We start from the raw sequence: 19,451 nt of genomic DNA on the forward strand, positions 1-19,451 counted from the left end.
CCGGCGTAACGCGCATAAAGGATGAGGCTGGCCATACGCCAGCGGATAGATGCTATGAAAGGGACGCGATAACGCGGAGCCCTACAATTCCCACATCGCATCGGTTCGCGTTAAAGGAGGGCATCATGCGAAATTCCGCTTACGCAGCTGGCAGAGAGGAACTCATACTGGCGGTATCACTTGAGCTTGCCACGGCGAGCTGGAAGATAGCGTGCCACGACGGTCGCCGTGACAAACCCGCGGTGCACACCCTCACCGATCCGCAGGCCGGGGCGCGCCTGCAGGCCGCACTGGATCTGATCGAGCGCCAGAAGCAGCAATGGTCGCTGCGCGCCGGCGTGCGCACCGTTGTCTGCTACGAAGCCGGACAGGACGCATTCTGGATCTGTCGTGCACTGCAGGCGCATGGCATTGAATGTTACGTCATCGATGCCGCCAGCATTCCGGTCGTACGCCACAGGCGGCGCGCGAAAACGGACCGGCTGGATGCCATCAAGCTCGTGCTCAACCTGCGCGCGTGGCTGCACGGCGAGCGCGACCGCATGCACGTCGTTCACGTACCCTCAGTACAGGACGAGGCGCTGCGTCACCTGACCCGCGATCGCGCAGAGCTCCAGAAGGAGGTCCTGCAGCACCGCAACCGGATCGGAAAGCTGTTGCGCACGCTCGGCTGCTGGGACGACCTCAAACATGGGTTCGCCAGCCGGCTTGCCCGGGGGGAGGTCAGGTGCTACGACGGTTCCCCACTGTCCCCCGAAATGCACGACCGGCTCCTGCGCGAATGCGAACGGGTCGCCCTCGCCAGGCAGCAGCTCGCTGCCCTGGAGAAGGCGCGTCACCAAGCCCTTCCCGCCACGGTGCGCGAAAGAATCGATCACCTCACACGCCTGAAGGGAGTGGGCCAGATTGGAGCGTCCCGGCTGGTGCTTGAACTCTTCTGGCGGCAGTTCGACAACCGCCGTCAGGTCGGTTCTTGTACCGGTCTCGTTCCGCAGCCGTACGACAGTGGCGACAGTCACACCGATCAGGGCATCAGCAAACAAGGCAACCGTCGCGTACGGTCACTGCTGGTCGAGATGGCCTGGTACTGGCTGCGCTACCAGCCTGGCAGTCCGCTTGCGCAGTGGTTCCGCCATCGCACTGAGGGCATGTCACGGATCGGCGTAAAGGCGCCGGGGATGATCGCCGTAATGGCGCCAGTTGGAAGTGGTGTCAAACGCGGATTCGAACGGCCTCAAGAATGCGGTTTTTTACTGGATTTTGCAACGGCGTTCTCGCCGTTTTCAGGCATGGGTTTAGGCTTGCGGAAGCTCTCTCCCTCGATGACGATGCGGTAGGCACCGTGGCGTAGCCGGTCGAGTGTCGCGGCACCGAGAACCCGGTTGTCGGGGAAGGCATCACCCCATTCGCTGAGATCGAGATTGGATGTCAGGATGGTAGCCGCCCGCTCATACCTGGCCGCCACCAGGTCGTGGAAGTCTTCGTCGTGAGGTGCGCGCAGGGGTTTGAGCGCGAAGTCGTCAACGATCAGCAGCGGCACGCGCACGAACTGCTGGAACTTGCGCTCGTAGAGGCCCGTGGCGCGGGCTGCATGCAGTTTCCTGATCAGATCGGTTTGCGTGACGAACAGCACGTCGCGCCCCTGACGCGCAGCGCAGTGGCCCAGCGCCTGGGCAATGTGGGACTTGCCGACGCCTGTTTGACCGACCATCAGGATTGCCACCTTCTCGTCGATGTAACGACCGGTGGCGAGATCGTGGATGTGTGCGCGGTTGAGCTTCGGCAGCCGGTCGAAGTTGAAGGTCTCCAGTGTTTTGCCTAGCCCGAAGCCGGCACGCACGAGACGCGCGCCGAGCTTCTTCTGGTCGCGCCGCGCGACTTCATCATGCAGGAGCATGGCGAGGAATTCGGTGTAGGCGAGCTGTCCGTCGATCGCCTGGCGGTTACGCTGCTCAAGCGAGTCGAGTACGCCGGATAGGCGCAGTTGTTTGAGGATCGTATTCAGTTCGGGACTCGGATTCATGGTGTTCAATGCAGAAGAAGGGAATGGAGGTCACGACCGAAGCGGCCGCCGTTCAGATAGGTGTCAGCAGGCGCCGCCGACGTTTGTGCCGCTGCGGGCTGGCTGTCCAGTCCCTTGTCGAGGATGGTCTTGACAGTGCGGTACTTCGGGCTTGCGAATGCAAGCGCACGCTCGCACGCGGCGTCCAGTCGCTGATCGCCGAACTTCTCGCGCATACGGACGATGCCCTGCGCGCCACGCAGGTTCACCAGCACCGTGTCGTTGAACATCGCGAGAACCAGGGCGTGACAGGATGGCCCGATCTCCTTCGCACGAGCCAGGCACCACTGCGGATCGTGCTCGAGCCACGCCTGCGCCGCCGGCGGCTGGTGGTCACGCACCGTGTGACGATCACCGGGCTTGCGCAGTCGCGGATGGGTTGCAATGAGTTCGTGCTGATGGAACAGCTGTACGACCGTATCGGTAGATTTGAGCCAGAGGCTCTTGCCGACCAGCGTGAACGGCACGGAGTACAGCGCCTTCTTGTAGACGATGTGTCCGTCCGTATGCACCTTGACTTCGCTCCATACAGCCAGCACCGGCGCAACGTCAGGCAGCGTCGTGAGCAGCGGCTTCTCGATGGCAAAGCGCGCCAGCGGTTGCTCGCGTGTCGTGCCGTGTTCGCGCGTGCTGGCCTGTTGCATGATCCATTCGCGCAACTGCCGGTTGGCATCGGTCAGGTCGCGGAACGTGCGCAGCGGCACAAAGGATTTCTTGACATACTTGACGCCCGACTCAACGATTCCCTTCTTCTGCGGGTCGTGCGGCGGACATGCGTCGATCCGGAAGCCGTATCCCTCAGCGAGCGCGGCGTACGAACGCTGGACCTCCGGACTGTACATGCAGGCTTTGGTGATCGCGCACTTCGCGTTGTCGATGATGACGCGACCCGGGCATCCGCCGAACCACTCGAAGGCGCGACGGTGACAGGCCAGCCATGTTTCGACAGTCTGGTCGAGCACGAGCTCGACATATTGATGCCGCGACCAGCAGAGGGTCATGACGAAGAACCACGTCTTGATCTGCGCGCCCGATTCATGTGCCAGTACCGGCCCGGCGCCGAAGTCAATCTGCGCGCCCTCCGCTGGCGCAAACTCAAGGATCGTTGTGGCCGGTACGCCGCGTTCGGCCCTCAGGCCCAGCAGGATACGGCGCACCGCCGAGTAGCTACCTGTGTAGCCATGGTTGCGCTTCAGCGCGTGGTGAATCGTCGTGCCCTGCACGCCGGCGTCAAACCAGTCACGGATCTGCTCACGAAACGGCTCGAGCGTGGACACGCACGTGCTCGGCAAATGTGGAGTGCGGCCAAACACGCCGGCAATGACGGTATCGTCAGGCAACGGCTGCCCGGGAATCAGCCAGCCGCGCTCGTCGGCCATACGACGAACAGCGGTCAACTTCTTGCGACCCATCAGGCCGCTACGCCCAATGTCGCGATCAGAATCGCCTTGCCGCATGCGGACAAGGACTTGACGGTACTCAAACAATTCGAACCTCCGGTTGGTCATGGACACTCCGTTCAGAAAGAACGGAGCGTACCCATCTGGAAAGTTCGAATCGCGTTCAACACCCGGCGCCGGTGGCGCCTATGCGCCGATCATCGACTGGCTCCTTTACGCCGGTCATGGACTGGCGCCTATGCGCCGATCATCTGGTGGCGCCAATACGCCGATCCCGGAATGGCTCCATAACGCCGGTCAGTGACAGGGCACCGGCGCCAACCGCCGCGCGCGACGCATCGCGATCGTCGCGGTGGCACGGCGGCTGGTGATCCTCCTGTGGCGCTACCTCGAGCACGGTGTGATCCCCCAGGGAGTACAGATGAAGCCGTCCACATAGCCAGACACACGTCGATAGCCGCAACCCTCACTAACGGTCATACTGGCTGACCATCAGGGTCATGAAGCGGAAGTACCCGTTCACCACCGTGGTTGTTCATGCAACCGATGCTGATAGATGGGGTACCTCCCCGGAACGCTTTCCGGCGCACTGCGCATACTGCATCAGGCTGGCTCCACGCCAGCGGATAGAAGAAGGTCGGGACGCCATGTCCCACGCGCGCGACAACCGGCTTCACGTTTGCCCAGGCAGTGCCAGGGAGGTGCGCAGAATCGGACGTGTCATGGCAAGCACGGCTACACGAATGCCGCCTGCATGGTGGCAGGCGCAATAACCCACGCGCCCGCCACCCCGTACCAGCGTATCGCGCTTCGCAGCGTCAAGGGGGCCGCTGACGCCAGGCTTCGCCTGCCCTTGACGCTTGCTACGCGCTTTCCTGACAAGGGACCTCGTAAACTTGATGACGTCTCAGGAGGGATCTGTGCAAACCGGGCCTTGACAATTACTTACCCTTCATAGAAGAAGTTGGTGAGACGTTGCTGTCTTACGCGCGCGATAAGCGGCTTCAGGCTAACGACGTTGACCGGACTGTAGCCATGGTTGAAGTTGAGGGCGGTGGGAATCCGCCGGACTATGCCGCGAAAATGCGACTTGTATGGCGGCGAGCGCCATCACTCGCGCTTGCCGCCATACGCCAGCATGTCACCACTTTGCAGCGAGGAGAAAGAGACTTGACCCATCCTTTGTAAGCCAGTTCGCAAATGGCCTTGACAACTTTCTGCTCATAGAAGCCATCAACCCACGCGTGAACGCGAGCGCCGGATGCGAGGTTTTTCGCTTGCCCGAACGCACGCAGTCATTCCTGTCGTGCTTCGGTCCGATCCGCAGCACTTCGCGCTCAAGCGTCATCTGCTGAGCGCCTCGCTCTGTCGCAAACAGCTCGCCGCGCGATTTGAAGCGTGGCGTCTCTTCACCGGCATTGCCCAAGCTCCGTCCACCGTGTTCTGAGACACGACTGTCCTTGCCGATATCTCGTCATGGAGTCAGCAACGTGACAGAGCCCATCGACCTTATGTATCGACCTGTGGGACGCCCCATTTCGGTGGCCATATAGAGCGCCTGAACCGGATTCTCATGGAACGGGTGCGGGGCCTACCGGGGGCGATCGGATCGCCCCCGAAACGTCGCAAAGCGCGACAGTCCGAAAAGACGGCCGCGCCCCCGCTGTATCAATTTACAACTGCGCGCGACACCCGACGGTCGAGGAAAGCAGCTTCGCCCGGACCGGTGCACCGGTGCTCAAGGCCTGCGATGTTGGACCACACCCGACGGAACCGACTAACAGAGGTCTCGCAGCAAGCACGGCGTGGGCACGAGTCCGAGTGCGAAACAAACAACGTGGCGGTCACGGCTGAGGCGCTGCCGGACGCATTACAAACAAAAAATCACGGATATTTGACCAAAATTGGCTATTGCTGCTTTTTTTTCCGCTTTCTAGAATTCCACCACGGTCATTGCACCTATGAAACATCGGGTCTCGGATGGCAAGCGCAGGCGGGCAAAAACTTGGAAGCCAGTAGGTGAGCGTTGAATCGCCTCGACGAGCGTCTCGCGCGTGTTCGGATGCAAGCATACTCAAGGGCTTGAGCTAGTGCCGAACGTCAGATTGCACCTCTATTCGGTATACGGATGCAGTTAAGGCCCGGGTATGCTTTTGATGACCACGCGAATACGTCCGCTCTTACCGAGAAGAGAGTGCTCTCGGAAAGTACGGGGATTCTTTCGCGACTGAATTTTACCTAAAAAGAAAGTAACCGGAGCTTAACATGATTATCGAAGAACGCGATTACCGGATCGTTACCGGCCGAACGCGGCAGTTCGTCAGTCTTTATGAAGAGCACGGGTTGCCGCTGCAATTAAAATACCTTGAGCGGTTGCTTGGCTACTTTATTAGCGAGATAGGCGAACTGCACCACGTCGTTTCTTTGTGGGGATTTACCGGGCTCGACGATCGGATGGAAAGACGGGATCGAATGCAAGCGTCGGACGAATGGAAAAACTATCTGAAACGTGTTGACGGCTTGGTCGATGTTCAAACTAGTCGCATCCTTCGTCCAACCAGCTTTTCGCCGATCAAATGAGCCGCCTAGGAGTTAACACTGTGAAGCCAAATGTTGCGATAGTAGGGTCCGGAATAATTGGATGTTCTTGGGCGTTTGTCTGGGCGCGTGCAGGCTATCGTGTGCATATTTTTGATGCTGACAAGCAAAACCGCCTAAGTGTGGTGGAAAAGCTCGAGGAGTTTGCATCCGAATTCCGTGAGGCTGGTTTGGCCGTCCCGTCGAGCTTTCATGGCCTGATTAGCGTTGTTAACAATGTGCGCGATGCCGTCCACGACGCGTGGTACGTCCAAGAGTCGGTTTCGGAGACGGTGCAGATCAAAAGTTCTGTCTTCGAGGAACTGGAGCGTCACGCGCCGTGCGATGCTATTCTCGCAAGTTCCACGTCTGCGATCCCTCTTGCCCGCTTCACAGAGAATTTGCAGACAAGGGATCGTTGCATCGTCGCACATCCGGCGACTCCGCCGCATTTGCTTCCGGTTGTAGAGGTCGTGCCTGGTCCGTGGACACGCCAGTCGACTTTAGATGAAACATTCTCCGCGATGCAGGATCTTGGCCAGACACCCGTGCTTGTGAAGAAAGAGGTTCCGAATTTCGTCATGAATCGGTTGCAGGGTGCGCTTTTAAACGAGATGTTCCGGCTTTTGCGCGACGACGTCATCTCGGCCGACCATGTGGACAAGCTCATCAAAGACGGGTTTGGACTTCGCTGGGCATTTCTGGGTCCACTTGAAGGGGTCGACCTTAACGCGCCCGGGGGCATTGCAGACTACCTGCACCGTTTTGGAAAGCAGTTTGATGCGATGGCAATGGAGGAGCAAGAACGCGTGCCGATTGTGACACCGGAGCTCGTAGATATGCTGCAAACGGAGATGCGTTCGAAGATTCCACTGAACCAACTCGATCTTAAGCGGGTATGGAGAAATCGAAGAATTGCAGCGCTGCGACACCTGCGCGACAGCATGGAAACCTAACGACAGCAATGCTGAATCCTAATCGCGACTTGTCACGCTTACCGCCGACGCTGTGGGCTAAATCTGCCCCCTCGGCACCGCAAACCCAACAAATACCTCCGGGTGAGCATGATGCTGACCTTGTCGTCATTGGTGGGGGGTTCACTGGATTGTCAGCCGCGCTGCACGCTGCCAAAGCGGGTGCCCGCGTCATCCTCCTTGAAGCCGCGGAAATAGGATGGGGAGCGTCTGGGCGCAATACCGGCTTGGTCATTCCGGCGATGTCCCGGGCAGATCCGGAAGCAATAGTCAGCCATTTTGGTGAGCGATACGGAGAGGCACTCGTAAGCCGGATCGGTCATTCCGCATCGTTTGTGTTCGACCTTATTCGCGAATATGGCTTAGCTTGCGAAGCTACTCAGTCTGGATGGATTCAACCGGCCCATCGTTTGGCGAGAATGGAGCTAGCGAAAGCCCGATATGGCCAATGGCATCAACGCGGCTTTGATGTGGCACTGCTGGATAGAGACCAGTGCGAGTCCATTGTCGGCTCTCCGTTCTGGTTTGGCGGGTGGGAAGCACGCACCGGCGGTCACGTTAACCCCCTCGCGCTTGCACGTGGGCTGGCTCGTGTGGCGATCGCACACGGCGCAACGATTTACACAAAATCTGCGTCTACCGACCTTTACGCGACACCGAACGGTTGGACTCTGCAAACAGAAGGAGCAACAATCCGCGCTCGATCCGTCATCCTCGCAACCCACAGCTATAGCGGAATTACGAACCCAGATCCTTGGAAAGGGCTTTCTCAGACTATTCTCCCAGTACGGTCTTATCAATTTTCCACCTCGCCTTTGCCTGCTGCCATCCGAAGAGCGATATTGCCTATGAACCATGCTATGTCGGATAGCCGCGGCGACCTTCATCTTGCACGGTTCGATGGAGAAGGGCGTCTGATCAGTGGCTGCGGACTCATCTTTCCATATGCGTATGAGAAGCGCGTCGTTGAAAGGCTAACCTCCAGGCTTCAAAGAATGTTTCCGCAGCTCACTGCCCAGCATGTTGAGGTCGAGCACGTCTGGCACGGTGAATTTGCCGTCACGGTCGATGCGATGCCCCGGTTCTACAAGCTTCAAAGAGGATTGTATGCCTGGTTGGGATGTAATGGCCGTGGAGTGGCACTTTCATGCGCATTGGGCCCGGCTCTTTCGCATGCGGCTTTAAACCCGAATCAAGATAATGAGCAATTGCCGTTCACGCCCATGCAGAAGATAACAGCGCATTGGTTCGTTAGCAGGGTATCCGCCGCTGCGCTGGCAATGTATCGAATGCGTGATGTGAAAGACCAGCTCTAACGCATTGAAACGAGCGGATTGCATAGTCTAAATTTTAGGAGAAGGGCAATGGTCGCGGAAAATGGTGGTTCAGCAAAGGAGTTGGGCGATGTTTTGGTTATTGGACCAGACGACGGAAAGAATTATTGGCAGCCCGTTCCTGCAAACGGGCATATATCGGTGCGCATAGATCCAGAATCACTGAAAATTGAAAGTCCTTTCAGTCTAGGCACGCAGACCATTCCTCCAAAGAGTTACGTTCGCGAGCACTATCATCCGATCCACGATGAAGTGCTTCATTTCATAAGCGGAACAGGCAAGGCGCGTATCGATGGGATTGAATACGCCGTAGAACCAGGAGTCACAATCTTTGTTGGCCGGAATCGGCGGCATATGTTTATCAACGATAGTAAAAGTGATCTTCATTGGTTGTGGTTCATCCAACCTAACGGTCTGGAAATTTTCTTTCGAGACATCGGCCAGGAAATGCATGCGGGCCAGCCGGCACCGGAACCATTTCCGCGTCCGGTGAACGTTCTAGATGTAGAAAAAAGCACTGCGTTCGGACCACCTGTTAAGGATCCCTTCATTCCCACATTCGAGTGAGGCATATGGCGCTGTATTGACGTCAATGTCGCGAGCCTCAACGGGCACCCCGGCCCTTAATCCGCTGATGCATCTGCTCGCGTTGCGACCAGAGGGCTGGGATCAATGACATGCGACAGGTGAATCTGCGACATGCAACGACCTCGCTGGACAGGATGCTCACGACGAAGCCAAGTCCACCGGAGTCGGTTGTTGCCTTCAACGGGCGTTTTCACGTCACTATTGGCCTGATATTGGCGCGACCGCTTTCCGGCGGTATCCTGAAGCGGCGCCCTGAAAGAAAAAAGCCGACAACTTTGTCAATCAGCGTCGGGTTGCCGCTCGAAAGTGGGTCGAAACCGTCAGTCACTCGCCAGCTACGAAGGTGTCATCGAGCTACTCCACGCGAGTCTTGACGGAACAAATGGAGGATCATCCGCCGGTCTTTCGCTCGCGGACGACAGCTTGGTCGGTTGAGGCGGAAGGCGATGTCTGCTCCGAATCTGCGCGTCTGATTTGGCTTGGACGTCCTTCGCCCCGAGGTGGACCGAATCAATGTCTGTATCGTGCCAGTCTGCTGGCTAATATGTCTCCCTTCCGATTCTTATGCAATGTCCTGCGGGCGGATACAGCGCCCGCGGTGTTGCTCCTTGTCGGTGCCATCCGCAGTGCTATTGAACGACGACAAAGGATGAAGGCAGCGAGCCCGCCGCAACGGCAGGAGGTTGGGGTACTCCTACCGTCAGCTCCTGCCAGTTGTAGATAGTTGACACATTACGATCAATTTTCCGTTTTCGATATGCATTGGAACGAAAATCGGCATATCGGACCGGAGAGTTCGAATTTTCATCGCATCCACGGTGGCACCGGATCGAATTTCTCGAGCAAATAGTCTACGAGAGCTCGACACTTCAAGGACCGATTGTCGGTTGTCATGTAGACGAGATAGATGGAGCGTCCGTCATCGGGCGCGTAATCTGCGAGCAACCGAACCAAGCGGCCTTCGCGGACGTCTTGCTCGGCGAGAAATTGCGGTATTCGGGCGATGCCTACCCCGTTCAGCGCGGCGGAATGAATGGCCGTTGCCACGCTGCCTAGGTTCCCCTTTACCCATACAGAAAATCGGCGTTGCTCTTCGCGAAACATCCACTCAGCCTGCGTGACGCCTCGCCCGTCCATGGTAAGGCAATTGTGCCGCCCCAAATTTTCTGGTCTATCTGGCTTTCCGTGCTTCTCCAGATAAGCCGGTGCCGCACAGATCACTAGCGGATTGTCCGCGAGCCGGATACTTAGATGATCCTCGGAGGGTGCAAGGCCCGAGCGGAATGCCAGGTCGACGCTCCGGTCATCTGGTTCAATTGGCACCTCTCCGGCGACGATCTCCACTTGTAGCTCCGGGAAACGGGCAAGGAATTCGGGCATGAGCGGCACGAGCTGCTTGTCGACAAAGCCGGTAGCGGCTCGAATCCGCAGCACGCCGTGCGGGACCTGTGGTCGCTGCGCGGTAGCCGCTTCCGCCGCCTCAATTTGCTCGACCATTGACTTGATCTTCGAATAGAAGAACTCACCCTGCGCGGTGAGGGAGAGTCGCCGGGTCGACCGAACGAAAAGCTTGGTTCCCATTCGGTCTTCCATCCGCGAGATCACGCGGCTCACACCCGAGGGCGTCAGACGGCATTTCTCTGCTGCCGACACAAAATTCCCATGCTCCACGACTGCCGTGAACACATAGAGCTCGCTGCCTTTGTTCATCGTCCACTCCGTGACCGTACCCAACCAAAAGGGGAAAGCTATTATCGATAATTTCTCACGAATATAAGTCAAAAAAGAGGAATTGTTCGTAAAATTTCTGCTATTTACAATCGACTGCAATGTTGGTTCAAGCCTCGCACCGTGCAAGACGCGCAGACGGCAGTTTTGGCCTGTCCACCGATTGTTGTTCAACCGTCCGGCGTAGCGCGATACCGTTCTCATTTTTTTTTGCAGGTAAGCAAGTGACCAAGCAAACACTGACTATTGCGATTGTCGGCGCGGGCGTCATCGGTTGTTCATGGGCGACGGTGTGGGCGCGGGCCGGACACCGCGTCGCGATTTACGATTCGAACGCGGGTGTCCTCGATTGTGTTTCGGAGCAGCTGACGCGCTACGTGCGGCAGAGCGAGTCGGCTGGTCATGCTTTATTGCCGGGGCTCGAGTCCCGCGTGACGTTGCACCTCAAGTTGGAAGGTGCACTGGCACACGCAGACCTCGTGCAAGAGTCCGTGGCCGAAAACGTCGAGATCAAGCGGGATCTGTTTCATGACTTGGATCGCCTGAGCAGGCCTGAAGCGATCCTCGCAAGTTCAACGTCGGCGATCCCGATGTCGCGGTTCACAGAAAGCCTGGAACATCGGCAACGTTGTTTGATCATTCACCCGGCGACGCCTCCTCATACGCTGCCGGCGACGGAGGTCGTACCCACGCCATGGACTAACCGTGCTGTGGTTGAACGAACCATTTCGTTGCTTAAAGAGGTGGGTCAGTCGCCCGTGCTGCTGAAGAAAGAACACCCAGGCTTCGCTCTGAGCCGCCTGCAAGGAGCGTTGCTTATCGAGATGTTCAGGTTAATTGAAGCGGGCGTCATCACGGCCGTTGATGCCGACACGCTCGTCAGGGACGGCTTCGGTCTGCGTTGGGCCGTTCTCGGACCTCTCGAAGCGATAGATCTCAACGCAGACGGTGGTATTGGAGAGTACCTAACAGGTTGCGGAAATACCTCGCACGGAAGTCATCGCGAAGGATGGTAAAAGCGTTGATCTAGTAAGTTCACCCACTGGCCAGGAGATCATGCGCGGCGCCGACACGTTCACCGAGAGTCTGTTTTCCGTGCGTAAGCTCAACGATTTCGTTCCGAGCTCACATCCGCTGCGCTCGATTCGCGTCATGGCGAACGAGGCGCTGGCGAAGATGGATCGGTTGTTTGCCGGGATGTACGAGGCCGACATCAAGGGAGGCCGGCCGAGCATCGCGCCGGAGAAACTGCTGCGGGCCATGCTGCTTCAGGTGCTGTACAGCATCCGGTCTGAACGCCAGCTCATGGAGCAAACTCAATACAACCTGCTGTTTCGATGGTTTATCGGTCTGTCGATGGACGATTCAGTGTGGGTGCCGACGGTGTTCACGAAGAACCGCGAGCGTTTAATCCGGCACGATGCGGTGGTCGAATTCTTCAACGAAGTGCTGTCCATCGCGCAGAAGCAGAACTGGTTGTCGAACGAGCACTTCAGCGTGGACGGCACGCTGATCCAGGCGTGGGCGGGCCACAAGAGCTTCGTGCGCAAGGATGGCGAGGATGGGGATAACGACGGTGGCAGCGGCGAGAGTGACTTCAAGGGTAGCAAGCGAAGCAACGAAACGCACGAGTCGAAGACCGATCCCGATGCACGGCTTTACCGTAAGGGCAAGACGGCCAGTGAATTGCGTTATATGGGCCACACGCTGACTGACAACCGCCATGGGCTGGTGGTCAACGCCCGTGTGAGCCGGGCTGACGGACATGCAGAACGTGAAGCGGCCAAGGTCATGATCAACGACGCGCGGCAAGTTGCGGACGATGCCGCTGCGCAAATCACGCTGGGGGCGGACAAGGGTTACGACGCACAGGAATTCATCGAAGCTTGCCAGCAGATGAAGGTCACGCCGCACGTGGCGCAGAACACCTCGGGTCGGCGTTCGGCGGTGCCCGATGCGATTGCGCGCAGCGTGGGCTACGCGATATCGCAGCAAAAGCGCAAGCTGATCGAACAAGGTTTTGGGTGGGCGAAGACGGTAGGCCGCATGCGCCAGGTGATGGTGCGCGGGTTGAAGAGAGTCGACCAGATGTTCGTGTTGAACATGGCGGCCTACAACCTCGTGCGCATGCGCTCTCTGGGACAGGTCCGCCCGCAGTAGCCAAAATCGCGGTAATGGGGCGAAAAATGCGCCTCAAGCCGTCGAAAAAGAGCGGAACCGGCGTTGAAATTTCGCAATGCATAAAATCTGTGGCTGTAACCGCTCAGCAAGAGGGACGTTGCTTCTGCTGGGGTGTATTTCCGCAGCCTGCTAAGCCGCTATGGCCACATTTACGACAGCATGGTCCAGGAAAAGCATGACTCGGGGGCGGTCCTCAACCCGTCGCTGGTTGCCGGTTTAGTTGAACAGATGCGTGAGAAGTTGTCACTCGAGCAGATTGAAGCGAAGAGGTCGTGGCGCGATCAACGGATCGGCCTGCTGAAGCGACTTTTGGCAAAGAAAGACAACGTCGACTAACGCCGCGACCCGCTCCGCGGATGACAATTCCCTCCGCGCTGCGCCGACGAAAACCAAGGACTCGTAGATGAGCGTTGTGACTGATCCTTTGATTGAGATGGCCGCTGACAAGGTCCCGTCGGGCGTGGTAGCTATCATTGGCGGTGGCATTGTGGGCGTCTGCTGCGCCCTCTATCTCCAACGAAGCGGTTACACGGTCAATTTGATCGATCCTGCGAAAGCAGGCGAGAGCACTGGCAAATGGAGCTGCGGACAACTCGCGGTCGGTGAGGTCGTGCCTCTTTCGAAGCCGGGCATCCTGAAGAAAATTCCGGGATGGCTAATGGATCAAGAGGGACCTCTCGCACTGCGGCCGGTGGCGCTTCCCGGCGTGCTTCCGTGGATGATGCGTTTTATTTCGTGCGGCCGCCAGTCGCGACTCGTTGAGATTTCCCGTGCCCTGGCGTCACTCACCCGGCGGGTATTCGAGGATTATCAGCTGCTTCTGGACGCGTGTCCCAATGAGGTTTTGCTGAACCAACGTCCAGTGCTGCAAGTCTTTGATTCTGGCAAGGGGCTCGAACAAGACTTGCGTCATGCGGATCTACCGCGCTCGCTCGGCTTCGCGTTCGACAAGCTTAGCGCCGGGGAGATTGGTGAGCTCGAACCAGCGCTTGCCGGAAAGTTCGCATACGGCATCCTTTTGTCCGACTGGCGTTTCGTGACGGACACCGAAAGATTCATCGTGGCGCTCACTGAAAGTTTCTTGTCGCTCGGGGGGCGTCGGTTGCAAGCCGGCGCGAATCGGATCAACGCGGAGAACGGCCGCGCGACTGGTGTCCTGTTGTCGACTGGAGAGTCAGTCGCTGCCGATCACATCGTTGTTGCTGCGGGTGTCGGATCACGGAAGTTCTTTCCTCAGCTGGACGTCAACGTTCCACTTGAGGGCGTAGCAGGCTATCAAGTCCTGCTGAGGGACCCGGGTATCACCTTGAAGCATTCCGTGATCTATGCGGATGGTGGCTTCTGCCTCGCTCCGATGACCCGCGGTTTGCAGGTGGGAGGCACAATCGAATTCGCACAACAAGAGGCGGCACCGAACTTCCGTCGGGCAGAGATCATCCTCAATAAAACGAGAAGGATCTTTCCGGAGTTACGGACCAAAGATCAGGAACTCGGCGTTGGGTATCGCCCCCTGCTGCCCGATTCGAAACCTGTCATTGACAGAACGCGCAAGCTGCCGAACGTGATACTCGCAACGGGGCACGGCCAACTCGGGCTGACGCTCGCTGCGACGACCGGAAAGCTCGTTAGCGATCTTATATCGGGGCGCAGCCCGCCGGTGGATCTGGCTTCGTTCAGTGCATACCGGTTCTAACTTTCACAAGACACCAAACATTCTAAGGTAACCGATGCGCTGGAAAAAGACATTGCAGGTAGTCGGGGTGCACGCCGAAGGTGAAATCGGCAAAGTCATTACGGGCGGAGTCGGAAAAATTCCGGGTGACACCATTCTCGACAAGATGAACTACGTCAATGAAGTTGATGATAGCCTTCGCCGCCTCGTGGTGTTGGAGCCACGCGGTGCATTGGCAATGTCGTTCAATCTGCTGCTTCCGCCAACACGGCCTGAAGCGCACGCGGGCTTCTTCGTAATGCAAGCAGACAAGGCGCATCCGATGTCGGGCAGCAACTCGATCTGCGTCGTGACTGCGCTGCTAGAGCTCGGCATCATTCCGATGCAGGAGCCAGAAACAACGGTGGTCCTCGATACGGCGGTTGGACTTGTTACTGCGCGTGCAAAGTGTCTTGAGGGGCGCTGCGAGAGCGTATCGCTGGAAATGATGCCTGCCTTCGTTGAGCAGCTCGACCTCGAGATCGACACGCCAGAGTTCGGGAGAATCAAGGTCGATATCGCGTTCGGAGGCGTCTACTACGCGCTGATCGACGTCGATCAGGTGGGAATGGCTATCAACGCTACGAATGCGCGTCGGCTGGCCGATCTGGGCGTCAAGCTCGCCGATGTCGTGAATGGTCGTGTGCAAGTCCGACATCCGCTCTATCCTGCGATCAACAAGATCGCCTACGTGATGTTTCGTAATCGCGTCGCCGACGACATCTACGAGACGTGCACCACTTTGGTCCCGGGAAGAATCGACCGGTCGCCCTGTGGGACCGGCAGCTCGGCCAATCTGGCCACGCTCGCGGCACGCGGCTTGGCGGAAGTCGGCAGTCGTCTGGTCTCCCGTTCGGCAATCGGAAGCGAATTCAAGGTGGAAATGCTGGGGCGAACCGAGATCGGTGGACGGCCCGCGATTCTTCCCAGAATCGAAGGACGAGGCTGGGTTTTCAGCGTGGAGCAACTGGGCGTAGACCCGAGCGATCCGTTTGGCAATGGCTTCATGGTCAGTGACACGTGGGGCGAGGGATTTCCACAGAACTAGATGGAACCGTTGCTGAAGAACGACTTAGGAGAACATATGAAGATGACTGATACACGGAAAAGCATCAAGGGTGGTAACTTTTTTCTCACACGGCCCGAAGATGCAGAGCGCTACTGGCAGCCGCTTCCAGCGAACGGACACGTGGCGCTCCACGTCGCGCCCCATCTGACGAAGATGGACGCACCCCTAGCCGCAGGCACCCAGACGCTCGGCAAGGGCTCTCACGTGCGAAACCACAGCCACGACAACAATGAAGAAGTGCTTCATTTTTTGCGCGGCGAAGGCAAGGTAGTCATTGATGGGGGAGCTACTTATGAAATTACCCCCGGCACGACGCTTTTCCTTGGAAAGGGGTGCGCGCACACCTTCATCAACGAAAGCGCAGACGAGGAAATGCACTGGTTCTGGTTTATGAGTCCCGCCGGACTTGAATCGTTTTTCCAGCAAATCGGCCGTCCGCGAGTCCACGGCGAGCCGTCGCCTGAACCTTTTCCAAGGCCCGAGAACGTCGCTGAAATCGAAGCGAACACTGTATTTGCAGCGCCAAAGAGGGATCAGGAATGAGACGGTTCATGACCGATGCCGGAGTAGCAGGCGAGACCGCAGGTAATGGTCCGGCGATACTTCTTATTTCAGGTCTCGGTGGACGCGGCTCTTTCTGGCATCGCGTCATGGAGATCCTTTCCCCAACCTATAAAACGATAACTTTCGATCATCCGGGAGTCGGCGAAAGCAAGCGGGTTGGGAAACAAAGCATCCCCAACGTAGTTGCTGCAGCGTTGGACGCGCTCGACACCCTCGGTGTTGAACGAGCGACTATCGTTGGCCATTCCACGGGAAGCCTCGTGGCGCAGGCAATTGCGCTCGAGTTTCCACGGCGCTGCAAGCAACTGGTGCTGAGTGGGGGATGGGCTCGGCCGGACGGAAGGTTTCGTGACTGCTTCGTCGTGCGCAAACATGTGTTGATGAAGGCAGGAAGTGTCGCTTATGGCCTGCTGTCCGACCTCCTAGCCTATCCCAACGCTTGGTATAACAGCGCGATCGCTCGACCACACCAGCCGGCATTTAATGAACCCCATCCGGCAGATGTGGCGATCGTGGCGGATAGGATCGACATGCTATTGCATTATTCGCGCATAGATGAGCTGCACCAGCTCGATCTTCGAACGCTCGTCATTGGTGCGCGGGATGACATGGTTGTGCCGATCGAGCATAGCAGGGAGCTTGCGTCACTGATACCGGGCTCGTTGTTAATCGAGATGGACGGTGGACATTTTTTCCCGAGAGTAGAGCCCGAGCAATACGCGCGTTACCTCCTTGAGTTTGTAGGCGAGACATGAAACATACCGGTTTTCGGATTGCAGTGATTGGCGCGGGCGCGATAGGGCAGACCTTTGCAGAGTCTCTATTGCAGGGATCAATTGGGGAAATCGCTTTCATGGATCTGCGCGAGAAGCCCGACTTTCTATCGGATGAGCGATACGGCCGACTCACCAGTATTCACGAGTTGGTCGCCTGGCGTCCGAACGTAGTAGTCGAATGCGCAGGCCACAATGCCGTGACGACAATCGTTCCGAGCGTGCTAAGGGAAGGTTTTGATGTGGTTCTCTCGTCGGTCGGGGCGCTCGCCAACCCGAAAATCCGCACGGCTTTGTGCAGTAGTGCCGTTGCGGGCGGTTCGCAACTTGTTCCAATCGCTGGGGCGGTCGGCGGCATCGATGCGCTGTCCGCCGCCGCGCGCAGTGGGCTGACCGAGGTGATGTACACCGGGCGAAAGCCGCCAAGAGCCTGGAGCGGAACGGCGGCAGCGCAGGAAGTCAACCTCGATACGCTGACGAGCCAAAAGGTGATATTCGCCGGTACCGCCCAGGAAGCTGCGCTGAAGTATCCAGCCAATGCGAACGTCGCCGCCGCGATAGCGATACATGGTCTTGGTTTTGAAAAAACGAGGGTAACGTTGATTGCCGATCCCGCCATTCGATTGAACTGTCACGAAATCTACGCGAAAAGCAGAAGCGGCGAACTGCGAGTCAACATGTCTAACGAACCGTCGCCAGGAAATCCTAGAACTTCATGGCTTGCTGCACTAAGCCTTCAGCAAACCGTATTGAATAAGGTGTTAGGCGCGCAATGGGCCGCATAGTGCGAGCCGAAAAAAGGATGTCCATCGGTAGTAACAGTGTCAACGAGAGTGCACTTCCCCGAAGTTAGTATGACGTAACGGCCTTGACGACTGAAACTATAAGCGTACTGGCATAACGATTCAAAAAGCCGGTTTCTTGTTGACGACCGCCGTCGAAACGCGGTGCGTCAAAATCGCGGCTACGTAATGGACTCTGGTCTCGTCACGATGTCCGGCGATGCAAAAGAAATGCTCAATGATCCGAAGGTGCGCGCAGCGTATCTCGGCGAGTAGGTCCGTGTAGCGCCTTGCGTCCAACACAAGAGCGCATAGGAAACAAAAGCGACGTTTCAACCGGGATAAGCCCGAACTTCACCGCCACTCTGGGAGTAGCACATGCGTAACTTCAGTAGTCGTTTCTTGCCTAGTCTAATTGCCGCGGGAATGATCTCTGCAACTCCGATCATTGCGTTTGCCGACACGACGGTGAAAGTAGGATTCGCGGCACCATTGACGGGTCAATATGCTAGCTATGGCAAGGACCTGCAATATGGTGTTCAACTTGCACTGGAAGATGCGAAGGCGAAAGGCATCAAGGTTGATGGCAAGGCGGTGAACTTTGAACTGATCGCCGAGGACGATCAGGGCGATCCGCGCGTAGCAATGCAGGTGGGCCAGATGCTCGTTGACAAGGGTTCCAACTTCATTGTCGGCCACTTCAATTCAGGTACAACAATCCCCGCTTCAGCTCTCTACGAAAAGGCCGGTATTCCGGACGTCAACCCCACTTCAAGTAACCCGACTGTGAACCAGCGCGGATTCAAGAACCTTTTCTCGACAATTACAAACGACGCTCAGAACTCGGGAGCCGCGGCGCGCTACGCGGTTACTGTGCAAAAGGCGAAGCGCATCGCGATCATTGACGATCGGACAGCGTTCGGACAGAACCAAGCCGACGAATTTGAACGTACCGTTAAGGCTGCAGGCGGCAACGTAGTAGCGCACGAATACACCTCAAACACCGCCGTCGATTTCCGTCCGCAACTGACGACGATCAAGGGGCTCGCCCCTGACTTTATTTTCGTTTCGAATAGCAACCCGCAGGCAGCGCTAATCTTGAAGCAGATGCGTTCGCTCGGCATACGCGCAACATATGTCGGCGGCGGCGGCGTGAATACGACCGCCTTTATCGAACTCACGGGAAGTATCTCCGAAGGCGCTTACGCTTGGGAGCCGGGCCGTCCGCTTGAGTCGAACGCGGCGGGAAAGGACTTCGCTGCTCGCTTCAAGAAGCGCTTTGGGGTCGACGTTCTAGCTTACGCCCAGTTCGGCTACGACTCCGCCTTGGTTGCAATCAAAGCAATGCAGGAAGCTAACGACATTTCGCCGGCAGCCATTCGCGGCAAATTGCAGACGATCCAGTACGAAGGCGTCACTGGACCGATTAGCTTTCACTCCGACGGCTCAAGAAAAGATGCAGCGTCGACGGTGTATCAGGTTAAGGACGGAAAGTGGGTTCCGGTCCATACGGAAACAGCTGGCTCTTAATTCAGCCGCGCGATGATTGTCATCGCGCGGACAAATAGAACAACGAAGCGAAATAATAGTGCGACGCGCGGGCGTACCGCCCGGATGACAAACGATACTTCATCGGGCCAAGCAAACCCGTCAGGAAGGCAAAGACAGAAGCCTCGGCAGGCGCTTAGGGACGGTTGCCCGGGCGAGA

16 protein-coding genes and 4 pseudogenes are annotated in these 19,451 nt (G+C 57.6%); 17 read left to right on the plus strand and 3 right to left on the minus strand.

What is annotated here, in order from left to right; all coding sequences use genetic code 11:
* Window positions 1-125: 125 nt before the first annotated feature.
* Window positions 126-1,148 (plus strand): annotated as a pseudogene (locus OKW43_RS37535) (IS110 family transposase); the annotation flags it as partial.
* Between the two features lie 86 nt (window positions 1,149-1,234).
* On the opposite strand, the gene istB reads toward OKW43_RS37535, so the two are convergent.
* Both istB and istA read right to left on the minus strand, forming a co-directional pair.
* Window positions 1,235-2,023 (minus strand): IS21-like element helper ATPase IstB, encoded by a 789-nt coding sequence (gene istB / locus OKW43_RS37540; RefSeq protein WP_408439894.1) that lies wholly within the window; start codon window positions 2,021-2,023, stop codon window positions 1,235-1,237.
* A gap of 5 nt (window positions 2,024-2,028) precedes the next feature.
* A complete protein-coding gene (gene istA, locus OKW43_RS37545) occupies window positions 2,029-3,549 on the minus strand; it encodes an IS21 family transposase (protein ID WP_429453617.1) in 1,521 nt (506 codons plus the stop codon).
* 217 nt (window positions 3,550-3,766) lie between these two features.
* Here istA and OKW43_RS37550 point away from each other — a divergent pair.
* From OKW43_RS37550 to OKW43_RS37575, 6 genes and pseudogenes are all read left to right on the plus strand, one after another.
* A pseudogene (locus tag OKW43_RS37550) lies at window positions 3,767-3,901 on the plus strand (IS110 family transposase); the annotation flags it as partial.
* 780 nt (window positions 3,902-4,681) lie between these two features.
* Window positions 4,682-4,909 (plus strand): annotated as a pseudogene (locus OKW43_RS37555) (IS6 family transposase); the annotation flags it as partial.
* Between the two features lie 818 nt (window positions 4,910-5,727).
* On the plus strand, window positions 5,728-6,042 hold the full coding sequence (locus OKW43_RS37560) for an NIPSNAP family protein (protein WP_429453618.1): 315 nt from the start codon (window positions 5,728-5,730) through the stop codon (window positions 6,040-6,042).
* A complete protein-coding gene (locus tag OKW43_RS37565) occupies window positions 6,039-6,995 on the plus strand; it encodes a 3-hydroxyacyl-CoA dehydrogenase (RefSeq protein ID WP_429453620.1) in 957 nt (318 codons plus the stop codon). Before OKW43_RS37560 ends, OKW43_RS37565 begins: the two co-directional genes overlap by 4 nt.
* On the plus strand, window positions 6,938-8,329 hold the full coding sequence (locus tag OKW43_RS37570; protein ID WP_429453622.1) for an NAD(P)/FAD-dependent oxidoreductase: 1,392 nt from the start codon (window positions 6,938-6,940) through the stop codon (window positions 8,327-8,329). Before OKW43_RS37565 ends, OKW43_RS37570 begins: the two co-directional genes overlap by 58 nt.
* 48 nt (window positions 8,330-8,377) lie before the next feature.
* Window positions 8,378-8,914 (plus strand): cupin domain-containing protein, encoded by a 537-nt coding sequence (locus OKW43_RS37575; protein WP_429453624.1) that lies wholly within the window; start codon window positions 8,378-8,380, stop codon window positions 8,912-8,914.
* An 825-nt stretch (window positions 8,915-9,739) separates the two neighbouring features.
* On the opposite strand, the gene OKW43_RS37580 is transcribed toward OKW43_RS37575, so the two are convergent.
* A complete protein-coding gene (locus tag OKW43_RS37580) occupies window positions 9,740-10,645 on the minus strand; it encodes a LysR family transcriptional regulator (RefSeq protein WP_429453626.1) in 906 nt (301 codons plus the stop codon).
* 242 nt (window positions 10,646-10,887) lie between these two features.
* Here OKW43_RS37580 and OKW43_RS37585 point away from each other — a divergent pair, with 242 nt between their 5' ends.
* From OKW43_RS37585 to OKW43_RS37630, 10 genes and pseudogenes are all read left to right on the plus strand, one after another.
* Window positions 10,888-11,679, plus strand: coding sequence for a 3-hydroxyacyl-CoA dehydrogenase NAD-binding domain-containing protein (locus tag OKW43_RS37585; protein ID WP_429453628.1), 792 nt, complete (start codon window positions 10,888-10,890; stop codon window positions 11,677-11,679).
* Window positions 11,680-11,719: 40 nt separating this feature from the next.
* Window positions 11,720-12,823, plus strand: a complete 1,104-nt coding sequence (locus OKW43_RS37590; RefSeq protein WP_429444494.1) for an IS5 family transposase — start codon at window positions 11,720-11,722, stop codon at window positions 12,821-12,823.
* A 180-nt stretch (window positions 12,824-13,003) separates the two neighbouring features.
* Complete coding sequence (locus OKW43_RS37595; protein WP_429453630.1) at window positions 13,004-13,180, plus strand: hypothetical protein; 177 nt, start codon at window positions 13,004-13,006, stop codon at window positions 13,178-13,180.
* Between the two features lie 67 nt (window positions 13,181-13,247).
* A complete protein-coding gene (locus OKW43_RS37600) occupies window positions 13,248-14,537 on the plus strand; it encodes an NAD(P)/FAD-dependent oxidoreductase (RefSeq protein WP_429453632.1) in 1,290 nt (429 codons plus the stop codon).
* A 34-nt stretch (window positions 14,538-14,571) separates the two neighbouring features.
* On the plus strand, window positions 14,572-15,603 hold the full coding sequence (locus OKW43_RS37605; protein WP_429453634.1) for a proline racemase family protein: 1,032 nt from the start codon (window positions 14,572-14,574) through the stop codon (window positions 15,601-15,603).
* Window positions 15,604-15,639: 36 nt separating this feature from the next.
* A complete protein-coding gene (locus OKW43_RS37610; RefSeq protein WP_429453636.1) occupies window positions 15,640-16,167 on the plus strand; it encodes a cupin domain-containing protein in 528 nt (175 codons plus the stop codon).
* Between the two features lie 8 nt (window positions 16,168-16,175).
* Window positions 16,176-16,943, plus strand: coding sequence for an alpha/beta fold hydrolase (locus tag OKW43_RS37615; protein ID WP_429453638.1), 768 nt, complete (start codon window positions 16,176-16,178; stop codon window positions 16,941-16,943).
* Window positions 16,940-17,746: an aspartate dehydrogenase gene (locus tag OKW43_RS37620; protein WP_429453640.1), complete on the plus strand. Its 807-nt coding sequence runs from the start codon at window positions 16,940-16,942 to the stop codon at window positions 17,744-17,746. The genes OKW43_RS37615 and OKW43_RS37620 overlap by 4 nt, the downstream gene beginning before the upstream one ends.
* A gap of 171 nt (window positions 17,747-17,917) precedes the next feature.
* Window positions 17,918-18,019, plus strand: a pseudogene (locus OKW43_RS37625) (ABC transporter ATP-binding protein); the annotation flags it as partial.
* A 102-nt stretch (window positions 18,020-18,121) separates the two neighbouring features.
* A complete protein-coding gene (locus tag OKW43_RS37630) occupies window positions 18,122-19,273 on the plus strand; it encodes a branched-chain amino acid ABC transporter substrate-binding protein (RefSeq protein WP_429453642.1) in 1,152 nt (383 codons plus the stop codon).
* Window positions 19,274-19,451: the final 178 nt, after the last annotated feature.

Origin of the sequence: Paraburkholderia sp. WC7.3g (assembly GCF_050436345.1) — a bacterium.
Classification (GTDB): Bacteria; Pseudomonadota; Gammaproteobacteria; order Burkholderiales; family Burkholderiaceae; genus Paraburkholderia; species Paraburkholderia podalyriae.

Bases quoted from the DNA above. Each gene is read 5' to 3' on its own strand.
- istB (WP_408439894.1), bottom strand. From the start codon at position 2,023: ATGAATCCGAGTCCCGAACTGAATACGATCCTCAAACAACTGCGCCTA.
- OKW43_RS37560 (WP_429453618.1), top strand. From the start codon at position 5,728: ATGATTATCGAAGAACGCGATTACCGGATCGTTACCGGCCGAACGCGG.
- OKW43_RS37565 (WP_429453620.1), top strand. From the start codon at position 6,039: ATGAGCCGCCTAGGAGTTAACACTGTGAAGCCAAATGTTGCGATAGTA.
- OKW43_RS37570 (WP_429453622.1), top strand. From the start codon at position 6,938: ATGGAGAAATCGAAGAATTGCAGCGCTGCGACACCTGCGCGACAGCAT.
- OKW43_RS37575 (WP_429453624.1), top strand. From the start codon at position 8,378: ATGGTCGCGGAAAATGGTGGTTCAGCAAAGGAGTTGGGCGATGTTTTG.
- OKW43_RS37580 (WP_429453626.1), bottom strand. From the start codon at position 10,645: ATGAACAAAGGCAGCGAGCTCTATGTGTTCACGGCAGTCGTGGAGCAT.
- OKW43_RS37590 (WP_429444494.1), top strand. From the start codon at position 11,720: ATGCGCGGCGCCGACACGTTCACCGAGAGTCTGTTTTCCGTGCGTAAG.
- OKW43_RS37595 (WP_429453630.1), top strand. From the start codon at position 13,004: ATGGTCCAGGAAAAGCATGACTCGGGGGCGGTCCTCAACCCGTCGCTG.
- OKW43_RS37600 (WP_429453632.1), top strand. From the start codon at position 13,248: ATGAGCGTTGTGACTGATCCTTTGATTGAGATGGCCGCTGACAAGGTC.
- OKW43_RS37605 (WP_429453634.1), top strand. From the start codon at position 14,572: ATGCGCTGGAAAAAGACATTGCAGGTAGTCGGGGTGCACGCCGAAGGT.
- OKW43_RS37610 (WP_429453636.1), top strand. From the start codon at position 15,640: ATGAAGATGACTGATACACGGAAAAGCATCAAGGGTGGTAACTTTTTT.
- OKW43_RS37615 (WP_429453638.1), top strand. From the start codon at position 16,176: ATGACCGATGCCGGAGTAGCAGGCGAGACCGCAGGTAATGGTCCGGCG.
- OKW43_RS37620 (WP_429453640.1), top strand. From the start codon at position 16,940: ATGAAACATACCGGTTTTCGGATTGCAGTGATTGGCGCGGGCGCGATA.
- OKW43_RS37630 (WP_429453642.1), top strand. From the start codon at position 18,122: ATGCGTAACTTCAGTAGTCGTTTCTTGCCTAGTCTAATTGCCGCGGGA.